Source organism: Pseudomonas sp. MS01C9, assembly GCF_058202755.1.
Genome location: NZ_CM177073.1, coordinates 450,738 through 465,601 on the forward strand (window position 1 = coordinate 450,738; position 14,864 = coordinate 465,601).

General features: G+C 61.0%; 15 protein-coding genes. 7 read left to right on the forward strand and 8 right to left on the reverse strand.

The window, feature by feature from the left end:
• Positions 1–55 precede the first annotated feature (55 nt).
• From AC1M7R_RS02105 to AC1M7R_RS02115, 3 genes are read left to right on the forward strand one after another with little or no spacing between them, the layout of a single operon-like run.
• On the forward strand, positions 56–745 hold the full coding sequence (locus AC1M7R_RS02105) for an N-acetyltransferase (protein WP_072392359.1): 690 nt from the start codon (positions 56–58) through the stop codon (positions 743–745).
• Positions 746–750: 5 nt separating this feature from the next.
• Positions 751–1,929 carry a GNAT family N-acetyltransferase gene (locus tag AC1M7R_RS02110; protein WP_072392356.1) on the forward strand — a complete coding sequence of 393 codons (1,179 nt, stop codon included), beginning with the start codon at positions 751–753 and terminating at the stop codon, positions 1,927–1,929.
• Positions 1,901–2,692 (forward strand): carbohydrate deacetylase, encoded by a 792-nt coding sequence (locus tag AC1M7R_RS02115; protein ID WP_072430674.1) that lies wholly within the window; start codon positions 1,901–1,903, stop codon positions 2,690–2,692. Before AC1M7R_RS02110 ends, AC1M7R_RS02115 begins: the two co-directional genes overlap by 29 nt.
• A 161-nt stretch (positions 2,693–2,853) precedes the next feature.
• Here the strand turns inward: AC1M7R_RS02115 and AC1M7R_RS02120 are convergent, their stop codons facing one another.
• Positions 2,854–3,081, reverse strand: a complete 228-nt coding sequence (locus AC1M7R_RS02120; protein WP_072392350.1) for a hypothetical protein — start codon at positions 3,079–3,081, stop codon at positions 2,854–2,856.
• Between the two features lie 193 nt (positions 3,082–3,274).
• Here AC1M7R_RS02120 and AC1M7R_RS02125 point away from each other — a divergent pair, with 193 nt between their 5' ends.
• Positions 3,275–4,216, forward strand: a complete 942-nt coding sequence (locus AC1M7R_RS02125; protein WP_490610200.1) for an alpha/beta hydrolase — start codon at positions 3,275–3,277, stop codon at positions 4,214–4,216.
• A 99-nt stretch (positions 4,217–4,315) separates the two neighbouring features.
• On the opposite strand, the gene AC1M7R_RS02130 is transcribed toward AC1M7R_RS02125, so the two are convergent.
• From AC1M7R_RS02130 to AC1M7R_RS02155, 6 genes are all read right to left on the reverse strand, one after another.
• Positions 4,316–6,058 (reverse strand): ABC transporter substrate-binding protein, encoded by a 1,743-nt coding sequence (locus tag AC1M7R_RS02130; RefSeq protein ID WP_072392344.1) that lies wholly within the window; start codon positions 6,056–6,058, stop codon positions 4,316–4,318.
• 95 nt (positions 6,059–6,153) lie between these two features.
• Positions 6,154–6,426, reverse strand: coding sequence for a DUF2160 domain-containing protein (locus tag AC1M7R_RS02135; protein WP_072392341.1), 273 nt, complete (start codon positions 6,424–6,426; stop codon positions 6,154–6,156).
• Positions 6,427–6,436: 10 nt separating this feature from the next.
• Positions 6,437–7,237, reverse strand: coding sequence for a carbohydrate ABC transporter permease (locus AC1M7R_RS02140; RefSeq protein WP_072392338.1), 801 nt, complete (start codon positions 7,235–7,237; stop codon positions 6,437–6,439).
• A 10-nt stretch (positions 7,238–7,247) separates the two neighbouring features.
• Positions 7,248–8,114 (reverse strand): carbohydrate ABC transporter permease, encoded by an 867-nt coding sequence (locus AC1M7R_RS02145; RefSeq protein ID WP_072392335.1) that lies wholly within the window; start codon positions 8,112–8,114, stop codon positions 7,248–7,250.
• Positions 8,111–9,220 carry an ABC transporter ATP-binding protein gene (locus tag AC1M7R_RS02150; RefSeq protein WP_072392331.1) on the reverse strand — a complete coding sequence of 370 codons (1,110 nt, stop codon included), beginning with the start codon at positions 9,218–9,220 and terminating at the stop codon, positions 8,111–8,113. The genes AC1M7R_RS02145 and AC1M7R_RS02150 overlap by 4 nt, the downstream gene beginning before the upstream one ends.
• On the reverse strand, positions 9,220–10,314 hold the full coding sequence (locus AC1M7R_RS02155) for an ABC transporter ATP-binding protein (RefSeq protein ID WP_490610201.1): 1,095 nt from the start codon (positions 10,312–10,314) through the stop codon (positions 9,220–9,222). Before AC1M7R_RS02155 ends, AC1M7R_RS02150 begins: the two co-directional genes overlap by 1 nt.
• A 353-nt stretch (positions 10,315–10,667) precedes the next feature.
• On the opposite strand from AC1M7R_RS02155, the gene AC1M7R_RS02160 reads away from it, so the two are divergent.
• Positions 10,668–12,512, forward strand: a complete 1,845-nt coding sequence (locus tag AC1M7R_RS02160; RefSeq protein ID WP_072392325.1) for a sigma-54-dependent Fis family transcriptional regulator — start codon at positions 10,668–10,670, stop codon at positions 12,510–12,512.
• Positions 12,513–12,559: 47 nt separating this feature from the next.
• On the opposite strand, the gene AC1M7R_RS02165 is transcribed toward AC1M7R_RS02160, so the two are convergent.
• Positions 12,560–13,069 carry an anti-virulence regulator CigR family protein gene (locus AC1M7R_RS02165; RefSeq protein ID WP_072430676.1) on the reverse strand — a complete coding sequence of 170 codons (510 nt, stop codon included), beginning with the start codon at positions 13,067–13,069 and terminating at the stop codon, positions 12,560–12,562.
• A gap of 127 nt (positions 13,070–13,196) precedes the next feature.
• Between AC1M7R_RS02165 and AC1M7R_RS02170 the strand changes: the two genes are divergently transcribed.
• Together AC1M7R_RS02170 and AC1M7R_RS02175 are read left to right on the forward strand one after the other, a co-directional pair.
• Positions 13,197–14,411, forward strand: coding sequence for an MFS transporter (locus AC1M7R_RS02170; protein WP_072392320.1), 1,215 nt, complete (start codon positions 13,197–13,199; stop codon positions 14,409–14,411).
• Between the two features lie 194 nt (positions 14,412–14,605).
• Positions 14,606–14,812: a hypothetical protein gene (locus AC1M7R_RS02175; RefSeq protein ID WP_072392317.1), complete on the forward strand. Its 207-nt coding sequence runs from the start codon at positions 14,606–14,608 to the stop codon at positions 14,810–14,812.
• Positions 14,813–14,864: the final 52 nt, after the last annotated feature.

The following is a 14,864-nucleotide window of genomic DNA, read 5'->3' on the forward strand; positions in this document are numbered from 1 at the left end:
GCGAGCATGCTCGCGAGGGGGTTTATCCCCAACCCGCCCCACGCCAGGAGGCACCATGAACGTTCTGCAAAAACTGCGTGATCGCATTCGCAAAAAAGGTCTGCGCGCCGTTCTGAATCAGCTGTGCAGACACTACGTGTATTTTCACGAACAGTTGGTGTGGATGGAACGCGATCTGGTCAGTCCGATACGGCCCAATAACCTCAGGCCCTATGCGCCGCTGCGCCGGGAGAACATTACCACCGGCAATGCCGATGCCTTCGCCACGTACTTTGGCGACCGCGTCGAGACCATGCGCGAACTGGCTGCCGAAGGCCATACCGGGCTCATGTACCTGGACGACAAGGACGACGTCGTCGCTTTCATCTGGGGCAGTACACGGGACTATTTCGACCGCCATTTCTTTCGCTGCTGGTTCCCGGTCAGACCGGGCGAGTTCTTCGAGTTCGGCGGTGAGCTGTACCGCGCTTACTGGGGGACCCTGCTATCGGTGGATATCCAGCTGGATCTGTGGAAAGCCATGGCCGAGCAGGGTTGCAACAAAGTGGTCGATGTCTTCGAACTGAGCAACGTTCCAGCCGCCAAGCTGCATCTGCGCATGGACTATCAGGAGCGCGGCCAGATCACTCACATGTATTGCTTGTTCGGCCGCTGGCGGTTTTTCCGTGACACGTTCTACACCGGCTCGCTCCTCGACTCTTTTCGCAAGCCGGCCAAGCCGGTTGCATCCACTGCGGCGGCCTGACTTCCATGGCGATCCGGTTCCAATGGTGTAGCTCCCTGGGCGCAGAGGATTTTCCCGCGACAGCTTATGAACAGCTGCGAACCCGGGTGGCCGACGCGACACCGTTCAATACCCTGGCCTGGCTGCAAGCGGCAGAGTTCGCCTTGTCGCCCGAGCAGCAATTACATGTGCTGCTGGGCTGGCAGGATCAGACCTTGTGCCTTTGCCTGCCCCTGATATCAGGACTTGAGCGTATCGGCGGGTTGCGCTTCCGGGTACTGCGCCACCTGGGTTATCCATTGGCCGACCGCATCGCGCTGCTGGTGCGCCTGGATGCCGAAGGCATGGCACAGGCGTTGACGCAGATTCGCCAGCACCTGCCCCACGCACTGCTGCAATTCAATGAGCTGACCGAACCGGTCGGGGAAGAAAGCGTGCTCAGTGCCTGGATGGCCATGAGCTCCACGGGCGAGCGGCGCCTGAGTTGCCGGGTGCCGGTGCACCTGATCAGCGACAGCGATCATCAGGAAATTTCCGGTGATCCACGCTACAAGTTGCGCCGGGCGCGCAAGCGAATCGCCGCCTGCGGTGCCCAGATCCGCCGAGTGACCCCGGATGCTATCAGCATGGGACAGGTGCTGCGGGCACTTGCCGATGTCGAGGCCGCCAGCTGGAAAGGCGAGGAAGGTGTCGGCATCTTCGCTGACGCCATGCGTCGGCAATGGATGAACCACGCCTTTACCGCCCTCGCCGCCCAGGGCCTGGTACGGGTAGTGATGCTGGAGCTGGATGGCGAGTGCATCAGCTATCGCCTCGGTCTGTTGGATCAAGGTCGACTGTACGACTACAACCTGGCGTTCCTGCCGCAGCATTCGGACTTGGGCAGTGGCCGGGTATTGCTTGAGGAATGGATCCGCTGGGGACTGGAGGAAAACTGGCGGTGGATCGATGCGTCACGGGTCAGTCTCGATAACTCCAGTCATCAATTGCACGAACGCATGACCGGACAACTGGAGCATTGGCGTTGGAGTTTTTATTCCTGGCAACCCGATGGCCTGGTCCTCGGGCTTGCCTTGCGTCTCTGGAAAAGTCTTAAACCCTGGCTTCGTAAAAAAGCACCACAAAAAACCAAAGCGACAGATTCACCTTCTATCCCCAAGGAAAAGGAGATTCCCCATGCCGCGCCAAGTGATCATCAACGCTGACGACTTCGGACTGTGCGTCAGTGAAAACATGATAATCGTTCGAGCCTTCGAAGCAGGTCTCATCAGTTCCGCCACCATAATGGCCAATATGCCGGGCTTCAAACAGGCGTGTGTCCTGTCCCGACGGCCGCGCCTCAAAGGACGCGTCGGCCTGCATTTCAATCTCAGCCATGGGTGGCCGTTGAGCCAGGCCATAAAATCGCGTCGGGCATTTTGCGATGCGCACGGCCAGTTCGATTTCAGCCTGTCGCGCTATTGCCTGCGCCTGGGCTCGAAAGACCTGGCGGCAATCGAGGGCGAACTTCAGGCGCAATGGCAGCACTGCCTGGATCACGGTTTGCGTCCAAGCCACCTGGACTCTCATCAGCATGTACACAACATCTGGCCCATCGGCGAACTGGTTGCGCGCTTCGCTGCGCAGCAAGGTGTGCCCATTCGCCTGGCACGCAACGTTGGGGCGAACCTGAATGTAGCCAAGCGTATCTTCAAGACCCTGCTCAACCGCCGCCTGCGTCGTCTATGCGGCGCGACGGCTGACTACGTCTGCACGTCGGCCGACTTGCAACACACCGCGGCACCGCAATACGGTTTGTTGGAAGTGATCACTCATCCGACGCAGCTGAAAGGGGACTTCGGCGATAGCTACCTGCCTCCTGGTTGCTCATTGAGCAAGATACTGCATCAGCGCCTGGCGGGGGTGCCCAAGGTGGGGTATGGCAAAACTGAACGAATGCTCGAACCCGTCCAGCTTGAGGATGCGTAATGACACCTCTGGTATGAAAGCCTTTATCTTGTGAGATCGAGCTACGCCCGTCTCACAAGATTCTCAGGCATCGCGCCCTTGCCGTTGAGATACCCGGTGCACACGTTCCGAACCCTGAGGCGGTGTCGTTCATAAGCTGATTGAAAAAATTGACGACCCGGTTATCGGTTGAGCTTTTTCTCCACGTCCGTGGCTTTGTCCCGCAATTTCTCGGCATCCTGCTCGTGGCTCTTGATAGACTTGGGGGTGATCGTCTTATCCACCTTGTCGGTGGTCGGATCGGGGTGGCGAATATCGCGCTCCACCACATCCACCGGCTCGCCGGTAGCGTCCTTCGCTGGCGCAGCGTTGCCGGCCTGGGCCTGCCCCTTGGAATGCTCGCTCGTCATGGCATCGTTCCTCGATATGGGTGAGTATTGAGTTTCGAGTAGGGCGAAACGGCGAGAGTTCGATCGGGTTGCCTCCTGAGACAGGCTGGCGCGGCAGATTCCCTCACCATGGGCAAACCGTCCGAAATCCCTGCGGGCCCTTCCAGGAATCTGCTAAAAGGCAACTTTCCGTTCCGAGTAGCGAATCGCGCCGATGCCTCCATCCTTACTCTCTCGCCTCAGGCAACGCTGGCTGGCCTGGTTTTTCATGGCCGCGATGGTGGTCGGGCTACCGGTGGGCTGTGGGGTGTTGCAGCACAAGGAGCGCGAACTGGTGTTCCGCATCGAACCGGGCACGGCGAGCTGGTTCAGCGGCCTGCCCAGCGGTGTCCAGGAATTCGATCTCAAGCCCAGGAACTTCAAGGCCGGGGAAAATATCCACGGCTGGTGGTGGCCGGCCGAGCGCCGGGACGCACCGGCGATCCTGTACCTGCACGGCGTGCGCTGGAACCTGACCGGGCAGCTGTTGCGCATCCAGCAATTGCGGGCGCTGGGCTATTCGGTTCTGGCGATCGACTACCGTGGCTTCGGCAAAAGCCAGGGGGACCTGCCCTCCGAAGCCAGCGTCTACGAAGATGCAAGAATCGCCTGGGAGCGTCTCGAGGTGTTGCAACCCGACCCGGCCCTGCGGCTGATCTACGGCCATTCCCTGGGTGGCGCCGTCGCGGTGGATCTTGCCGCGGAACTGGGTCAGGAGGCGGCAAGACATGGCAAACCGGTGCCCGCTCGAGGCCTGGTGATCGAATCGACCTTCACGTCCCTGGGGGATGTCGCCACCGCCATGGCGAACACCTCCCTGCCGGTGCGCTGGCTGCTGTCGCAGAAATTCGACTCCATCGACAAGATCGGCGAGATCAATATGCCGCTGCTGGTGGTCCACGGCGCTGCCGACCGCTACGTGCCGCCACGCTTCAGCGAACAATTGTTCAACGCCGCCCGCGAACCCAAGCGTCTGCTGTTGGTACCGGGCGCCACGCATAACAACAGCATGAGCCTGGCGGGCCGGACGTACCGGCAGGCGCTGGATGCGTTGCTCAAAAGCGCACCGTCGCCCGTGGCCGGAAACGCCCAGGCCAGCCCGGCCAAAGCGGGTTGATCCACGACCACTTGGGGTGTCTGTGGCGTTGCATCCAACCTGTGGCACACAAACAGAAACGGCACCTTTCGGTGCCGTTCGTTCATGGGCGATGCCGTTTTACTTGCGTGCCGCCTCCCAGGATTTCAGCAGTTCGGTGTAACTCACCGTTTCGCCTTTAGGCTTCTCGTTCGCCAGTTTCGGCTTCGGTGCGCCCGGCTGGTCGAACCAGTATTGCGCGTCGCGCTCGGGGTTCATTTTCGGTGCGCAGGTGGCCTGGGCCTTGGAGCGTTCCAGGCGCGTCATGATCGCGTCCTGGTCCTTGGCCAGGCCGTCGAGGGCCTGTTGCGGGGTTTTCTCGCCGCTGGCCGCTTCGGCGATATGGCTCCACCACAACTGTGCCAGGCGTGGGTAGTCCGGTACGTTGGTCCCGGTAGGCGACCATTGCACGCGGGCCGGGCTGCGGTAGAACTCCACCAGGCCACCGAGTTTCGGCGCCAGGTCGGTCATCGCCTGGGAGTTGATGTCCGATTCGCGAATAGGCGTCAGGCCAACGATGGTCTTCTTCAGCGACACCGTCTTGGACGTCACGAACTGCGCATAGAGCCAGGCGGCCAGGCGCTGTTTCTCAGGCGTGGACTTCATGAAGGTCCAGGAACCCACGTCCTGATACCCCAGCTTCATGCCTTCTTCCCAATACGGACCGCGTGGCGACGGCGCCATGCGCCATTTCGGCGTGCCATCGGCATTCACCACCGGCAGGCCCGGCTTGGTCATGTCGGCGGTAAAGGCGGTGTACCAGAAGATCTGCTGGGCGATGTTGCCCTGGGAGGGCACCGGGCCGGATTCGGAGAAGGTCATGCCCGCCGCTTCCGGTGGTGCGTACTTCTTCATCCAGTCCACATACTTGGTGGTGGCGAACACGGCCGCCGGCCCGTTGGTATCGCCGCCGCGGGTCACGCTGGAGCCCACCGGATGGCAGTTCTCGACGCGAATGCCCCACTCGTCCACCGGCAAGCCGTTGGGCAGTCCCTTGTCGCCGCCGCCGGCCATGGAGAACCAGGCATCGGTGAAGCGCCAGCCCAGGGACGGGTCTTTCTTGCCGTAGTCCATGTGGCCGTAGACGCGCTTGCCGTCGATCTCCTTGACGTCCTCGGAGAAGAACTTGGCGATGTCCTCATAGGCCGACCAGTTCACCGGTACGCCCAGCTCATAGCCGTACTTTTCCTTGAACTTGGCCTTCAGGTCCGGACGCTCGAACCAGTCGGCGCGGAACCAGTACAGGTTGGCGAACTGCTGGTCGGGCAGTTGATAGAGCTTGCCGTCCGGCGCGGTGGTGAAGGAGATGCCGATGAAGTCCTTGAGGTCCAGGGTCGGCGAGGTGAAGTTCTTGCCTTCGTTGGCCATCAGGTCGGTGATCGACTCGGTCTTGCCGTAGCGGAAGTGCGTACCGATCAGGTCGGAGTCGTTGACCCAGCCGTCGTAGATGTTCTTGTCGGACTGCATCTGGGTCTGCAGCTTCTCCACCACGTCGCCTTCCTGCAGCAGGTCGTGGGTCAGCTGGATGCCCGTGATTTCGGAGAACGCCTTGGCCAGCACCTTGGATTCATATTCGTGGGTGGCGATGGTTTCCGACACCACGTTGATTTTCATGCCGCGAAACGGCTCGGACGCCTTGATGAACCACTTGAGCTCTTCAAGTTGCTGCTCGGCTGTCAGGGTTGACGGCTTGAATTCACTGCCGATCCATTTTTTCGCGGCGTCTTCATAGGCGTCGGCCCAGGCCGCAGCGCTCAGCCCGCTGAGTGCCAGCATGGCTGCCAATGAAACGCTATGTCGCAGCTTATTGTTTTTATCGAACATAGAGACCTCCTGTTTGGGTTTAAGAGCCTGATCGTCGAACCTTCGACGTGGCCTGTACGGTTAATCTGACTGCACGAATTAGCCACACAGGCCACTTAGCCCCACCGCATCACTGCCAACAGCCACACCAAAGACAACGCGAACGCTATCCAGATGCTCCAGTCGGTCGCGCCGATCACCAGCAGGTGCAGGTAGGCGCTACCGAGAAGACCGATAAACAACCGATCGCCACGGGTGGTGGCAATCGGCAGGAAACCTCGCCGAGGAATACTCGGCGAACGCATTTCCCACGTGGTCATGCCCGCCAGCAACAGGGCAATGACGCCAAAGAAGGCCGCCGTAGGGACGGTCCAGTTCATCCATTCCATCATCGACTCCTCAGACCCGGCCCAGGGCAAAGCCCTTGGCCACGTGGTTGCGAACGAACCAGATCACCAGCATGCCCGGCAGGATAGTCAATACCCCCGCCGCCGCCAGCACGCCCCAGTCGATGCCGGAGGCCGACACGGTGCGGGTCATCACCGCCGCGATCGGCTTGGCATTCACCGAGGTGAGCGTGCGGGCCAGCAACAGTTCGACCCAGGAAAACATGAAGCAGAAAAACGCCGTGACGCCGATGCCGGAGCCGATCAACGGGATGAAGATCTTGGCGAAGAACTTGGGGAAACTGTAGCCGTCAATGTAGGCGGTCTCGTCGATTTCTTTCGGCACCCCGGACATGAAGCCTTCGAGGATCCACACCGCCAGCGGCACGTTGAACAGGCAATGGGCCAGGGCCACGGCGATATGGGTGTCGAACAGTCCGATGGACGAGTACAACTGGAAGAACGGCAACAGGAACACCGCCGGTGGTGCCATGCGGTTGGTGAGCAGCCAGAAGAACAGGTGCTTGTCCCCCAGGAAGCGGTAGCGGGAAAACGCATAGGCCGCCGGCAGGGCCACGCACAGGGAAATCACCGTGTTGAGGCTGACGTAGTACAGCGAGTTCAGGTAACCGGTGTACCAGCTCGGGTCGGTGAAGATCACCTTGTAGTTGTGGAAGGTGAAATCCTGGGGCCACAGGGTCAGGCTGCCGAGGATCTCGGTATTGCTCTTGAACGACATGTTCAGCAGCCAGTAGATGGGCACCAGCAGGAACAGGATGTAGATCAGCAACGGAATCAGCTTTCTCTTGCTCATCGCACGGGCCTCAACGGTTGGCGTCGGAATGAGTCATGGCGGTATAGAACAGCCATGACACCAACAGGATGATCAGGAAGTACACCAGGGAGAACGCCGCCGCCGGGCCGAGGTCGAACTGGCCGATGGCCATTTGCGTCAGGGTCTGGCTGAGGAACGTGGTGGCGTTGCCCGGCCCGCCGCCGGTAAGCACGAACGGTTCGGTGTAGATCATGAAGCTGTCCATGAAGCGCAGCATCACCGCGATCAGCAGCACGCTCTTCATCTTCGGCAACTGGATGTGCCGGAACACCGCCCAATTGGACGCCCGGTCGATCCGCGCGGCCTGGTAATACACGTCCGGAATCGCCCGCAGCCCCGAATAGCACAGCAGCGCCACCAGGGACGTCCAATGCCAGACATCCATCACCAGCACCGTGACCCAGGCATCCATGGTGTTGGCCGCGTAGTTATAGTTGATCCCCAGATTGTTCAGGACGGACCCCAGCAGGCCGATGTCGGCGCGGCCGAAGATCTGCCAGATGGTGCCCACCACGTTCCACGGGATCAGCAGCGGAATCGCCAGGATGATCAGCACCAGGGACGACCACTTGCCCTTGGTCGGCATGGTCAACGCGATGGCGATGCCCAGGGGAATCTCGATCAGCAGCACGCAGGCCGAGTAGATGAACTGGCGCAACAGCGAGTCGTGCAGGCGCGGGTCCATCAGCACCTGCCTGTACCAGTCGGCACCGACGAAGTAGCGGCTGGACTGGTCGAAAATGTCCTGCACCGAGTAGTTGACCACGGTCATCATCGGGATCACGGCACTGAAAGCCACCAGCAGGAACACCGGCAATACCAGCCACCAGGCCTTGTTGTTCTGCACCTTGTTCATCGCTGCACCTCGCTCAACGGTTCCAGCAGGTATTCATCGGCGTAGACCATCAGCCATTGCGCCGGGAAACTGATATAGGCCGTACCCTCCGGCACAGGCTTGTCTTCGGCCAGGCGTACCTTCAGCGGCGCGCCGTCGAGGTTGAGGGTCATGATCTTGTAGGTGCCAAGGTCTTCGACGTGTACCACCTCGGCCCGCATCGCATCGTCGTAGGGGCCGTCCCAGACATGGACGAACTCCGGCCGGATACCGACTTTCAGGCGCTTGCCCTGCGCTTCGGCGACCCGACGCTGCAAGGTGTCGGAAAGGGGCAGATGGGTGGATGCGAAACCGACGCCACCCGGTTGGGCGGTCACCTCGATCAGGTTCATGCCCGGGCTGCCGATGAAGTAGCCGACGAAGGTATGGCCGGGGCGCTCGAACAACTCCCGGGGCGTGCCGAACTGCACGATCTGGCCGCCGTACATCACCGCGATCTTGTCGGCGAAGGTGGACGCCTCCAACTGATCGTGGGTGACGTAGACCATGGTGATGTTGAACTGCTCATGGATCTGCTTGAGCTTGCGCCGCAGTTTCCATTTCAGGTGCGGGTCGATCACCGTCAGCGGCTCGTCGAACAGGATCGCCGACACGTCGTCGCGCACCAGCCCACGGCCCATGGAGACTTTCTGCTTCTCGTCGGCGGTGAGGTTGCGGGCCTTTTTGTCCAGCAGGTTCTGCAGGTCCAGGACCTCGGCGATCTCTTGCACCTTGGTGTGGATCTTCGCCTCGGCCATACCCTGGTTACGCAGGGGGAACGCCAGGTTGTCGAACACCGTCATGGTGTCGTACACCACCGGGAACTGGAACACCTGGGCGATGTTGCGCCGCTCCGGGCTCAGCTCGTTGACCACCTTGCTGTCGAACAGCACCTGGCCCTCGGACGGGCTGAGCAACCCGGAAATGATGTTGAGCAAGGTGGACTTGCCGCACCCTGACGGGCCGAGCAGCGCATAGGCACCGCCCTGCTCCCAGATGTGGTTCATCTCGCGGATCGCGTAGTCCTCTGGGCCCGCCGGTGTGCTGGTGTAGCTGTGGGCGAGGTTCTGCAAACGTATTTCAGCCATCAGGCAACCCTCGCGATACGCTGGCCGGGAGCCTGGACCAACTTGCCCGAGGCATCGAAGACAAACAGTTTGTGGGTCGGAATGTAGATGCGGATCGGCGCGTCCACGTCGTACTCATGCACGCCCGGCAAGTGCAGCACCAGGAGGAAATGCTCGTTGCGAACATGCAGGAACGTTTCCGAGCCGCTGATCTCCGCCACCTCGACGGTCACCGCCAACTCCAGGTCATCGTCGTTGCTCGGCACCAGGGAGATATGGCTGGGGCGCACGCCAAACCGGAACTCACCCTCGCCCACCGGACGCAGGTCGACGTTCAGCGGAAAGTGCACGAAATTGGCGAAGCTCACTTCATTGCCGGCGATACGACCAGGCATGAGGTTGATGGGCGGCTCGGAAAACAATTCGGCGGCCAGGACAGTCTGCGGCTGGTGATAGACCGACGACGACTTGCCGCTCTGGATCACCCGGCCCTCGTGCAGGATCGTGGTGGTGCCACCCAGGGCCAGGGCCTCGTTGGGCTCGGTGGTGGCATAGACAGCAATGGTGTGGCGGGCCTGGAACAGTTCGCGCATCTCCTGGCGCAGTTCCTCGCGCAGCTTGTAGTCCAGGTTCACCAGCGGTTCGTCGAACAGGATCAGTTCGGCGTCCTTGACCAGGGCCCGTGCCATGGCCGTGCGCTGCTGCTGGCCCCCGGACAACTCCAGCGGATGGCGTTTGAGGAATTTTTCGATGCGCAGCATCCGGGCGGTTTCCAGCACCTTGTCCTGGATCATCTCGTCGGCCACACCGGCCTGGCGCAGGGGCGAGGCGATGTTTTCGAATACCGTCATGGTCGGGTAGTTGATGAACTGCTGATAGACCATCGACACATTGCGCAACCGCACCGGGCGGTGGGTCACGTCGACGCCGTTCATCAGGATGCGCCCGCTGTCGGGCTTGTCCAGGCCGGCCATCAGCCGCATCAGGCTGGTCTTGCCGGACAGGGTGCGCCCCAGCAGGACGTTAAAGGATCCGGGTTCGAAATTCAGGTTGGCATCGTCGATCCAGGTCTGGCCTTCGACGGTGCGACAGATGTGCTCAAGCGTTAATGACATGGCTCGGCCTTTTTATTTTTGGAGTCAAGCGACCGAAGCTTGAAAGCGAAAGCCGTGCCAGGAATCACAACACGTTGATGTAGTGGGTTTTTCTCAAAAATCGTGGGAAAAATACGTTCGTTGATGAACAGAAATGAACAACCAGAACTGAACAACTGAACAATTCGCCGGTTGACAATGAACAATTTTGAACAACACTGAATGAACGCTTTCGGTTGGCCTGACTTCGATCCCTGTGGGCGCCCGCTCCCACAAGGGGCTGTGTATTACGTGCTATTCAGGCCTGCCCCCGCACAAGGAGTCTGTGCGAGACTTACCACAACAATAATAAACAGCTCCTGCGAGAGTGCCCCATGGCCGCACCTGCCCCAGTCTTGTCCCATGACGCCATCATCCAGGCCTCCTGGTCCCGTTGCCGTGCCTTCGGCCTCGACCATCAGAGCGTGCCCTCCTTCGACCCGCTGCCCGCCGAGGGCGTCGCCCAGTTGCTGGAGAGCCAGCATTCCCTGGTGCAGACCACTCACCAGGAAGTCCTGCCGTACTACGAGAACATCCTGAGCAACTCCAATTGCCTGATCATGCTGGCGGACAACCAGGGCCAGGTGCTGACGTCCTGGGGTACCCAGCGTTTCATCGAGCCGAAACTGGCCCATGGTTTCAGCGCCGGAGCGAGCTGGATGGAACGCTGCACCGGCACCAACGCCATCGGCACGGCGCTGGCCTGTGAACAGGCGGTGCACATCGAACACGATGAACACTTTCTCAAGGCCAACCGTTTCATGACCGGTTCCGCCGCGCCGATCTTCGATGCCGAGCGCAAGGTCATCGCGGTGCTGGATGTCTCCAGCGACAGCTACCTGCCGCCCTCCCATACCCTGGGCATGGTCAAGATGATGAGCCAGACCGTGGAGAACCGGCTGATCCTCAACCTGTTTCGCGGTGAACATTTCCAGCTGACGTTCAACACCGGGTTGAACAACCTCGACAGCCAGTGGGCCGGCCTGCTGATTTTCGATGAGACCGGCCAGGTGCTTTCCGCCAACCGCCGGGCCGACAACCTGCTGGGGCTGAGCCTGTCCCGGGTCAGCATCGAAAGCCTGTTCAAGGTGTCGCTGCTGGACCTGCTGAACCAACCCGACGGCCTGCCGTTTTCCTTGCAGGCGGCCGGGCGCAATCGTTTCCAGTGCATGCTCAAGCGTCCGAGCCAGTTGTCGATCAAGCCGCGCGTGTTTGCCGAGCCGACACCTGCGCCGGCGCCCGCCGGCAACGCCATCAGCCTCAACACCCTGCATTTTGGTGACAGTCGCGTGGAAAAAGCCGTGCGCCAGGCCGAGCGCCTGCTGGAAAAAGACATTCCGCTGCTGATCCACGGCGAAACGGGCGTGGGCAAGGAAGTCTTCGTCAAAGCCCTGCACCAGGCCAGCTCCCGTTGCAAGCAACCGTTCATCGCGGTCAACTGCGCGGCGATCCCCGCCGAGCTGGTGGAATCGGAGCTGTTCGGCTACGAAAAAGGCGCCTTCACCGGCGCCAACCAGAAGGGCAGCATCGGCCTGATCCGCAAGGCCGACCGCGGCACGCTGTTCCTCGACGAAATCGGCGACATGCCGCTCCCAACCCAGGCCCGGCTGCTGCGGGTGTTGCAGGAACGCTGCGTGCAACCGGTGGGCAGCGCCGAGCTGTTCCCGGTGGACATCCGCATCATTTCCGCCACCAACCGCTCCCTGCGCGAACAGGTGCAACTGGGCCGGTTCCGCGAAGACCTCTACTACCGCATCGGCGGCCTGACCCTGGAGCTGCCGCCCCTGCGGGAGCGCAGCGACAAGCAGGCCCTGTTCAAGCGGCTCTGGGAACATCATCGCGAACCGACCCAGTGGGCCGGCCTGAGCCGCGAGGTGCTGGAACTCTTCGAGCGCCATCCGTGGCCGGGCAACCTGCGACAGGTCAGCAGCGTATTGCAGGTGGCCCTCGCCATGGCCGAGGAACAGCCGATCCGACCCGAACATCTGCCGGACGACTTTTTTGTCGACCTGGAAATGGAACCCGTGGAACAGCCGGAGCCCCTGGCGGTGGACCTGAACGATGCCGAGGACCTGAACCGTCAGTTGCAGGCGGTGGGCGGGAACATTTCACACCTGGCGCGACGGCTGGGCGTCAGCCGCAACACCCTGTACAAACGCCTGCGACAACTTGAAGGCTGATACGAAGGCAGCCTCCGAAGAGGCTGCCATGTCGCTGAGGCAAAGGGTCAGTCGAACGCGCCGCTGAGCACTTCATAGATGATGCCGCTGGCGATCGCCACCAGGATCAGATCAGTGCCCACCTGCTGCCACTCATATCCGTCATAGTGCGGCAGATGCCCCAGCAGCCGGCCATCGAGCTTCTTGGCGATACCCGGCGGCAGCGGCTTGCCCCGGGCCAGGTTCTTCTGGATGCCGGGTGGCAACGCCGGGCCGGGGCTCCAATAATCGCGATAACCGCCAATCACCCCCAGGATGCCGCTACGGTCGATGCTCGGGCCGTTGTGCCAATCGCCGCCACCTCCCTGGTTTCCCTTGCCGCCCTGATTGCCCTTGTGACCGGGATTTCCTTGACCGCCCTTGTTGCCCTGCCCGCCTTTGCCTCCCTGCCCTTGACCGGGACCTTGATCGAATTGAGCGTTTCCCTTGCCGTTGCCCGGGTCCGCGACAACAATGCCAGGGCCCGCCGCCAGGGCGAAACAGGTAACTGCAGCAATCAACGAACGCGATTTGAACATGGCCGTTCTCTCAAGAAGGGGGTTTGCCTGTAAAGATATAGAGACTAACGGTGATATTAGTTCCATATCACACTGTGCGTCGCTTGCCTGGACCGGATAACCGCTGTCACAGTCACCAAGGAGCTTCATGCGCAAGGATTACCTGGCCTTTTTCGTCTCATTGTTTCTTTCCCGGCTGGCCGACCAGATCCTCCTGTTCATCGTCCCGCTGATGGTGTTCCAGACCACCGGCAGTGCGTCCTGGGCGGGCCTGGCCTTCTTCGCCGAAGCCTTGCCGCGTTACTTGTCGTTCCCGATCTGCGGCGCGCTGTGCGATAGATTCTCGCCGATTCGTATCCTGCACATCAGCCAGGTCTATCGCGCCGTGGCGTGCATCGTCGGCGTGGGACTCTACGGGCTCTTTGGCGGGATCTACTGGATCGTCGCGCTGTCCGCCTTGTGCGGCGTGCTGACCACCCAGGGCATCATGGCCCGCGAAGTGGTGATGCCCTACATTTTCAAGCAGTACACCTATGCCAAGACCCTGTCCTATTCGCAGATCGCCGACCAGGCCGGGCTGGTACTGGGCCCGCTGGTGGCAGCGCTGATGCTCGAGGCATGGGCGTGGCATTGGGTAGTGCTGGCGATTGCCGGCCTGTTCCTGCTGGCGGACCTGGCGATGCTGTCCTGGCAGCGGAGCAGCCCGGTCACGCTGCAAATCTTCGAACAACGCTACGACGCCTGGCTGAGCCCGCTGCGCATTGCTTTGGGCCACATCGGCAAATTCACCCAGCTGAAAAAACTCATCTGCCTGGCAGCCGGGGTCAATCTAGTCATCGGTGTCACCCTCGCCACTTCCGCCGCCATGGCGATCGGTCAATACGACGCCACGAAGGATGACTATGCCGGACTGCAAGCCGCCGGAGCCGTGACCACCATTCTCATCCTGTTCTTCCTGGCCCGCGCCACCTTGCCCCTGAAATTGCTGGGAGTCCTGTCCTACAGCCTGATCGCCGCAGGCGCGTTCATCACCGCGCTCAGCCCATCCGCGTGGGGCTATGTGGTTGGTTTCCTGCTGATCGTCGGTTTCGACAAGATGTTCAACGTGTACATGCGCAGTGTCCGCCAGAAAATCATTCCGCCCCAGGACTTCGGCAAGACCGTCGGCGTCATCACCCTGCTCAACAATCTGTCGCAACCCCTGGCGGGCCTGCTGGTCGCGTTGCTGGCCGCGCCACTCGGCACCCGCCAGGTGATCCTGCTGCTGGCCCTCGCCACCAGCCTGACAGGCCTGGCGGTACTGGTGTTGTTCAGCCACAGGGAAGGCAGCCCGCAGGGCTACGGGGTCGATACGGACGGCTGACGTCTTCAAATATTCATCTGTGACCGGTATGAATTTGTGCGTGCGTACCATTCGTCGTGAATGGAACCGCATGCACCGTCAGCCGCCACGTCTGGCTCAAGGCTTGCACCGACCTGGCATGGCAGCCTCAGGACGACGTAACCCTGACGCGGCGGCCTTTTAATTACCGCTTGGTCAGTCATCGGAGATGTACCGTGTCAACTCTCAACGAAATCGCAGCGAACCACGCGAGAATGGCAAAGGCAAAGGAAGAAGAGTCGATACGGCTGAGTGGGCTTCAGGGACAAATCGTGGGCGGCTTTGAAATGCCGGCCATCGAAGTGAAACAGGACATGCCACTGCACTTCATGGCCGCGGTGCAGGAACATGGCTTCGCGGAGGGAATTGGCTGCGTGGCCTGATTGCCGAGGCTGGCTATTGAGGAAGCCATCGCCCGCTTTTGCGCGGGCGACT

Excerpts from the sequence above, each read along its gene's own strand:
- AC1M7R_RS02130 (WP_072392344.1), bottom strand. The coding sequence starts at position 6,058 with ATGTTCGATAAAAACAATAAGCTGCGACATAGCGTTTCATTGGCAGCC.
- AC1M7R_RS02145 (WP_072392335.1), bottom strand. The coding sequence starts at position 8,114 with ATGAACAAGGTGCAGAACAACAAGGCCTGGTGGCTGGTATTGCCGGTG.
- AC1M7R_RS02125 (WP_490610200.1), top strand. The coding sequence starts at position 3,275 with ATGCCTCCATCCTTACTCTCTCGCCTCAGGCAACGCTGGCTGGCCTGG.
- AC1M7R_RS02115 (WP_072430674.1), top strand. The coding sequence starts at position 1,901 with ATGCCGCGCCAAGTGATCATCAACGCTGACGACTTCGGACTGTGCGTC.
- AC1M7R_RS02120 (WP_072392350.1), bottom strand. The coding sequence starts at position 3,081 with ATGACGAGCGAGCATTCCAAGGGGCAGGCCCAGGCCGGCAACGCTGCG.
- AC1M7R_RS02135 (WP_072392341.1), bottom strand. The coding sequence starts at position 6,426 with ATGGAATGGATGAACTGGACCGTCCCTACGGCGGCCTTCTTTGGCGTC.
- AC1M7R_RS02150 (WP_072392331.1), bottom strand. The coding sequence starts at position 9,220 with ATGGCTGAAATACGTTTGCAGAACCTCGCCCACAGCTACACCAGCACA.
- AC1M7R_RS02105 (WP_072392359.1), top strand. The coding sequence starts at position 56 with ATGAACGTTCTGCAAAAACTGCGTGATCGCATTCGCAAAAAAGGTCTG.
- AC1M7R_RS02160 (WP_072392325.1), top strand. The coding sequence starts at position 10,668 with ATGGCCGCACCTGCCCCAGTCTTGTCCCATGACGCCATCATCCAGGCC.
- AC1M7R_RS02165 (WP_072430676.1), bottom strand. The coding sequence starts at position 13,069 with ATGTTCAAATCGCGTTCGTTGATTGCTGCAGTTACCTGTTTCGCCCTG.
- AC1M7R_RS02170 (WP_072392320.1), top strand. The coding sequence starts at position 13,197 with ATGCGCAAGGATTACCTGGCCTTTTTCGTCTCATTGTTTCTTTCCCGG.
- AC1M7R_RS02110 (WP_072392356.1), top strand. The coding sequence starts at position 751 with ATGGCGATCCGGTTCCAATGGTGTAGCTCCCTGGGCGCAGAGGATTTT.
- AC1M7R_RS02140 (WP_072392338.1), bottom strand. The coding sequence starts at position 7,237 with ATGAGCAAGAGAAAGCTGATTCCGTTGCTGATCTACATCCTGTTCCTG.
- AC1M7R_RS02155 (WP_490610201.1), bottom strand. The coding sequence starts at position 10,314 with ATGTCATTAACGCTTGAGCACATCTGTCGCACCGTCGAAGGCCAGACC.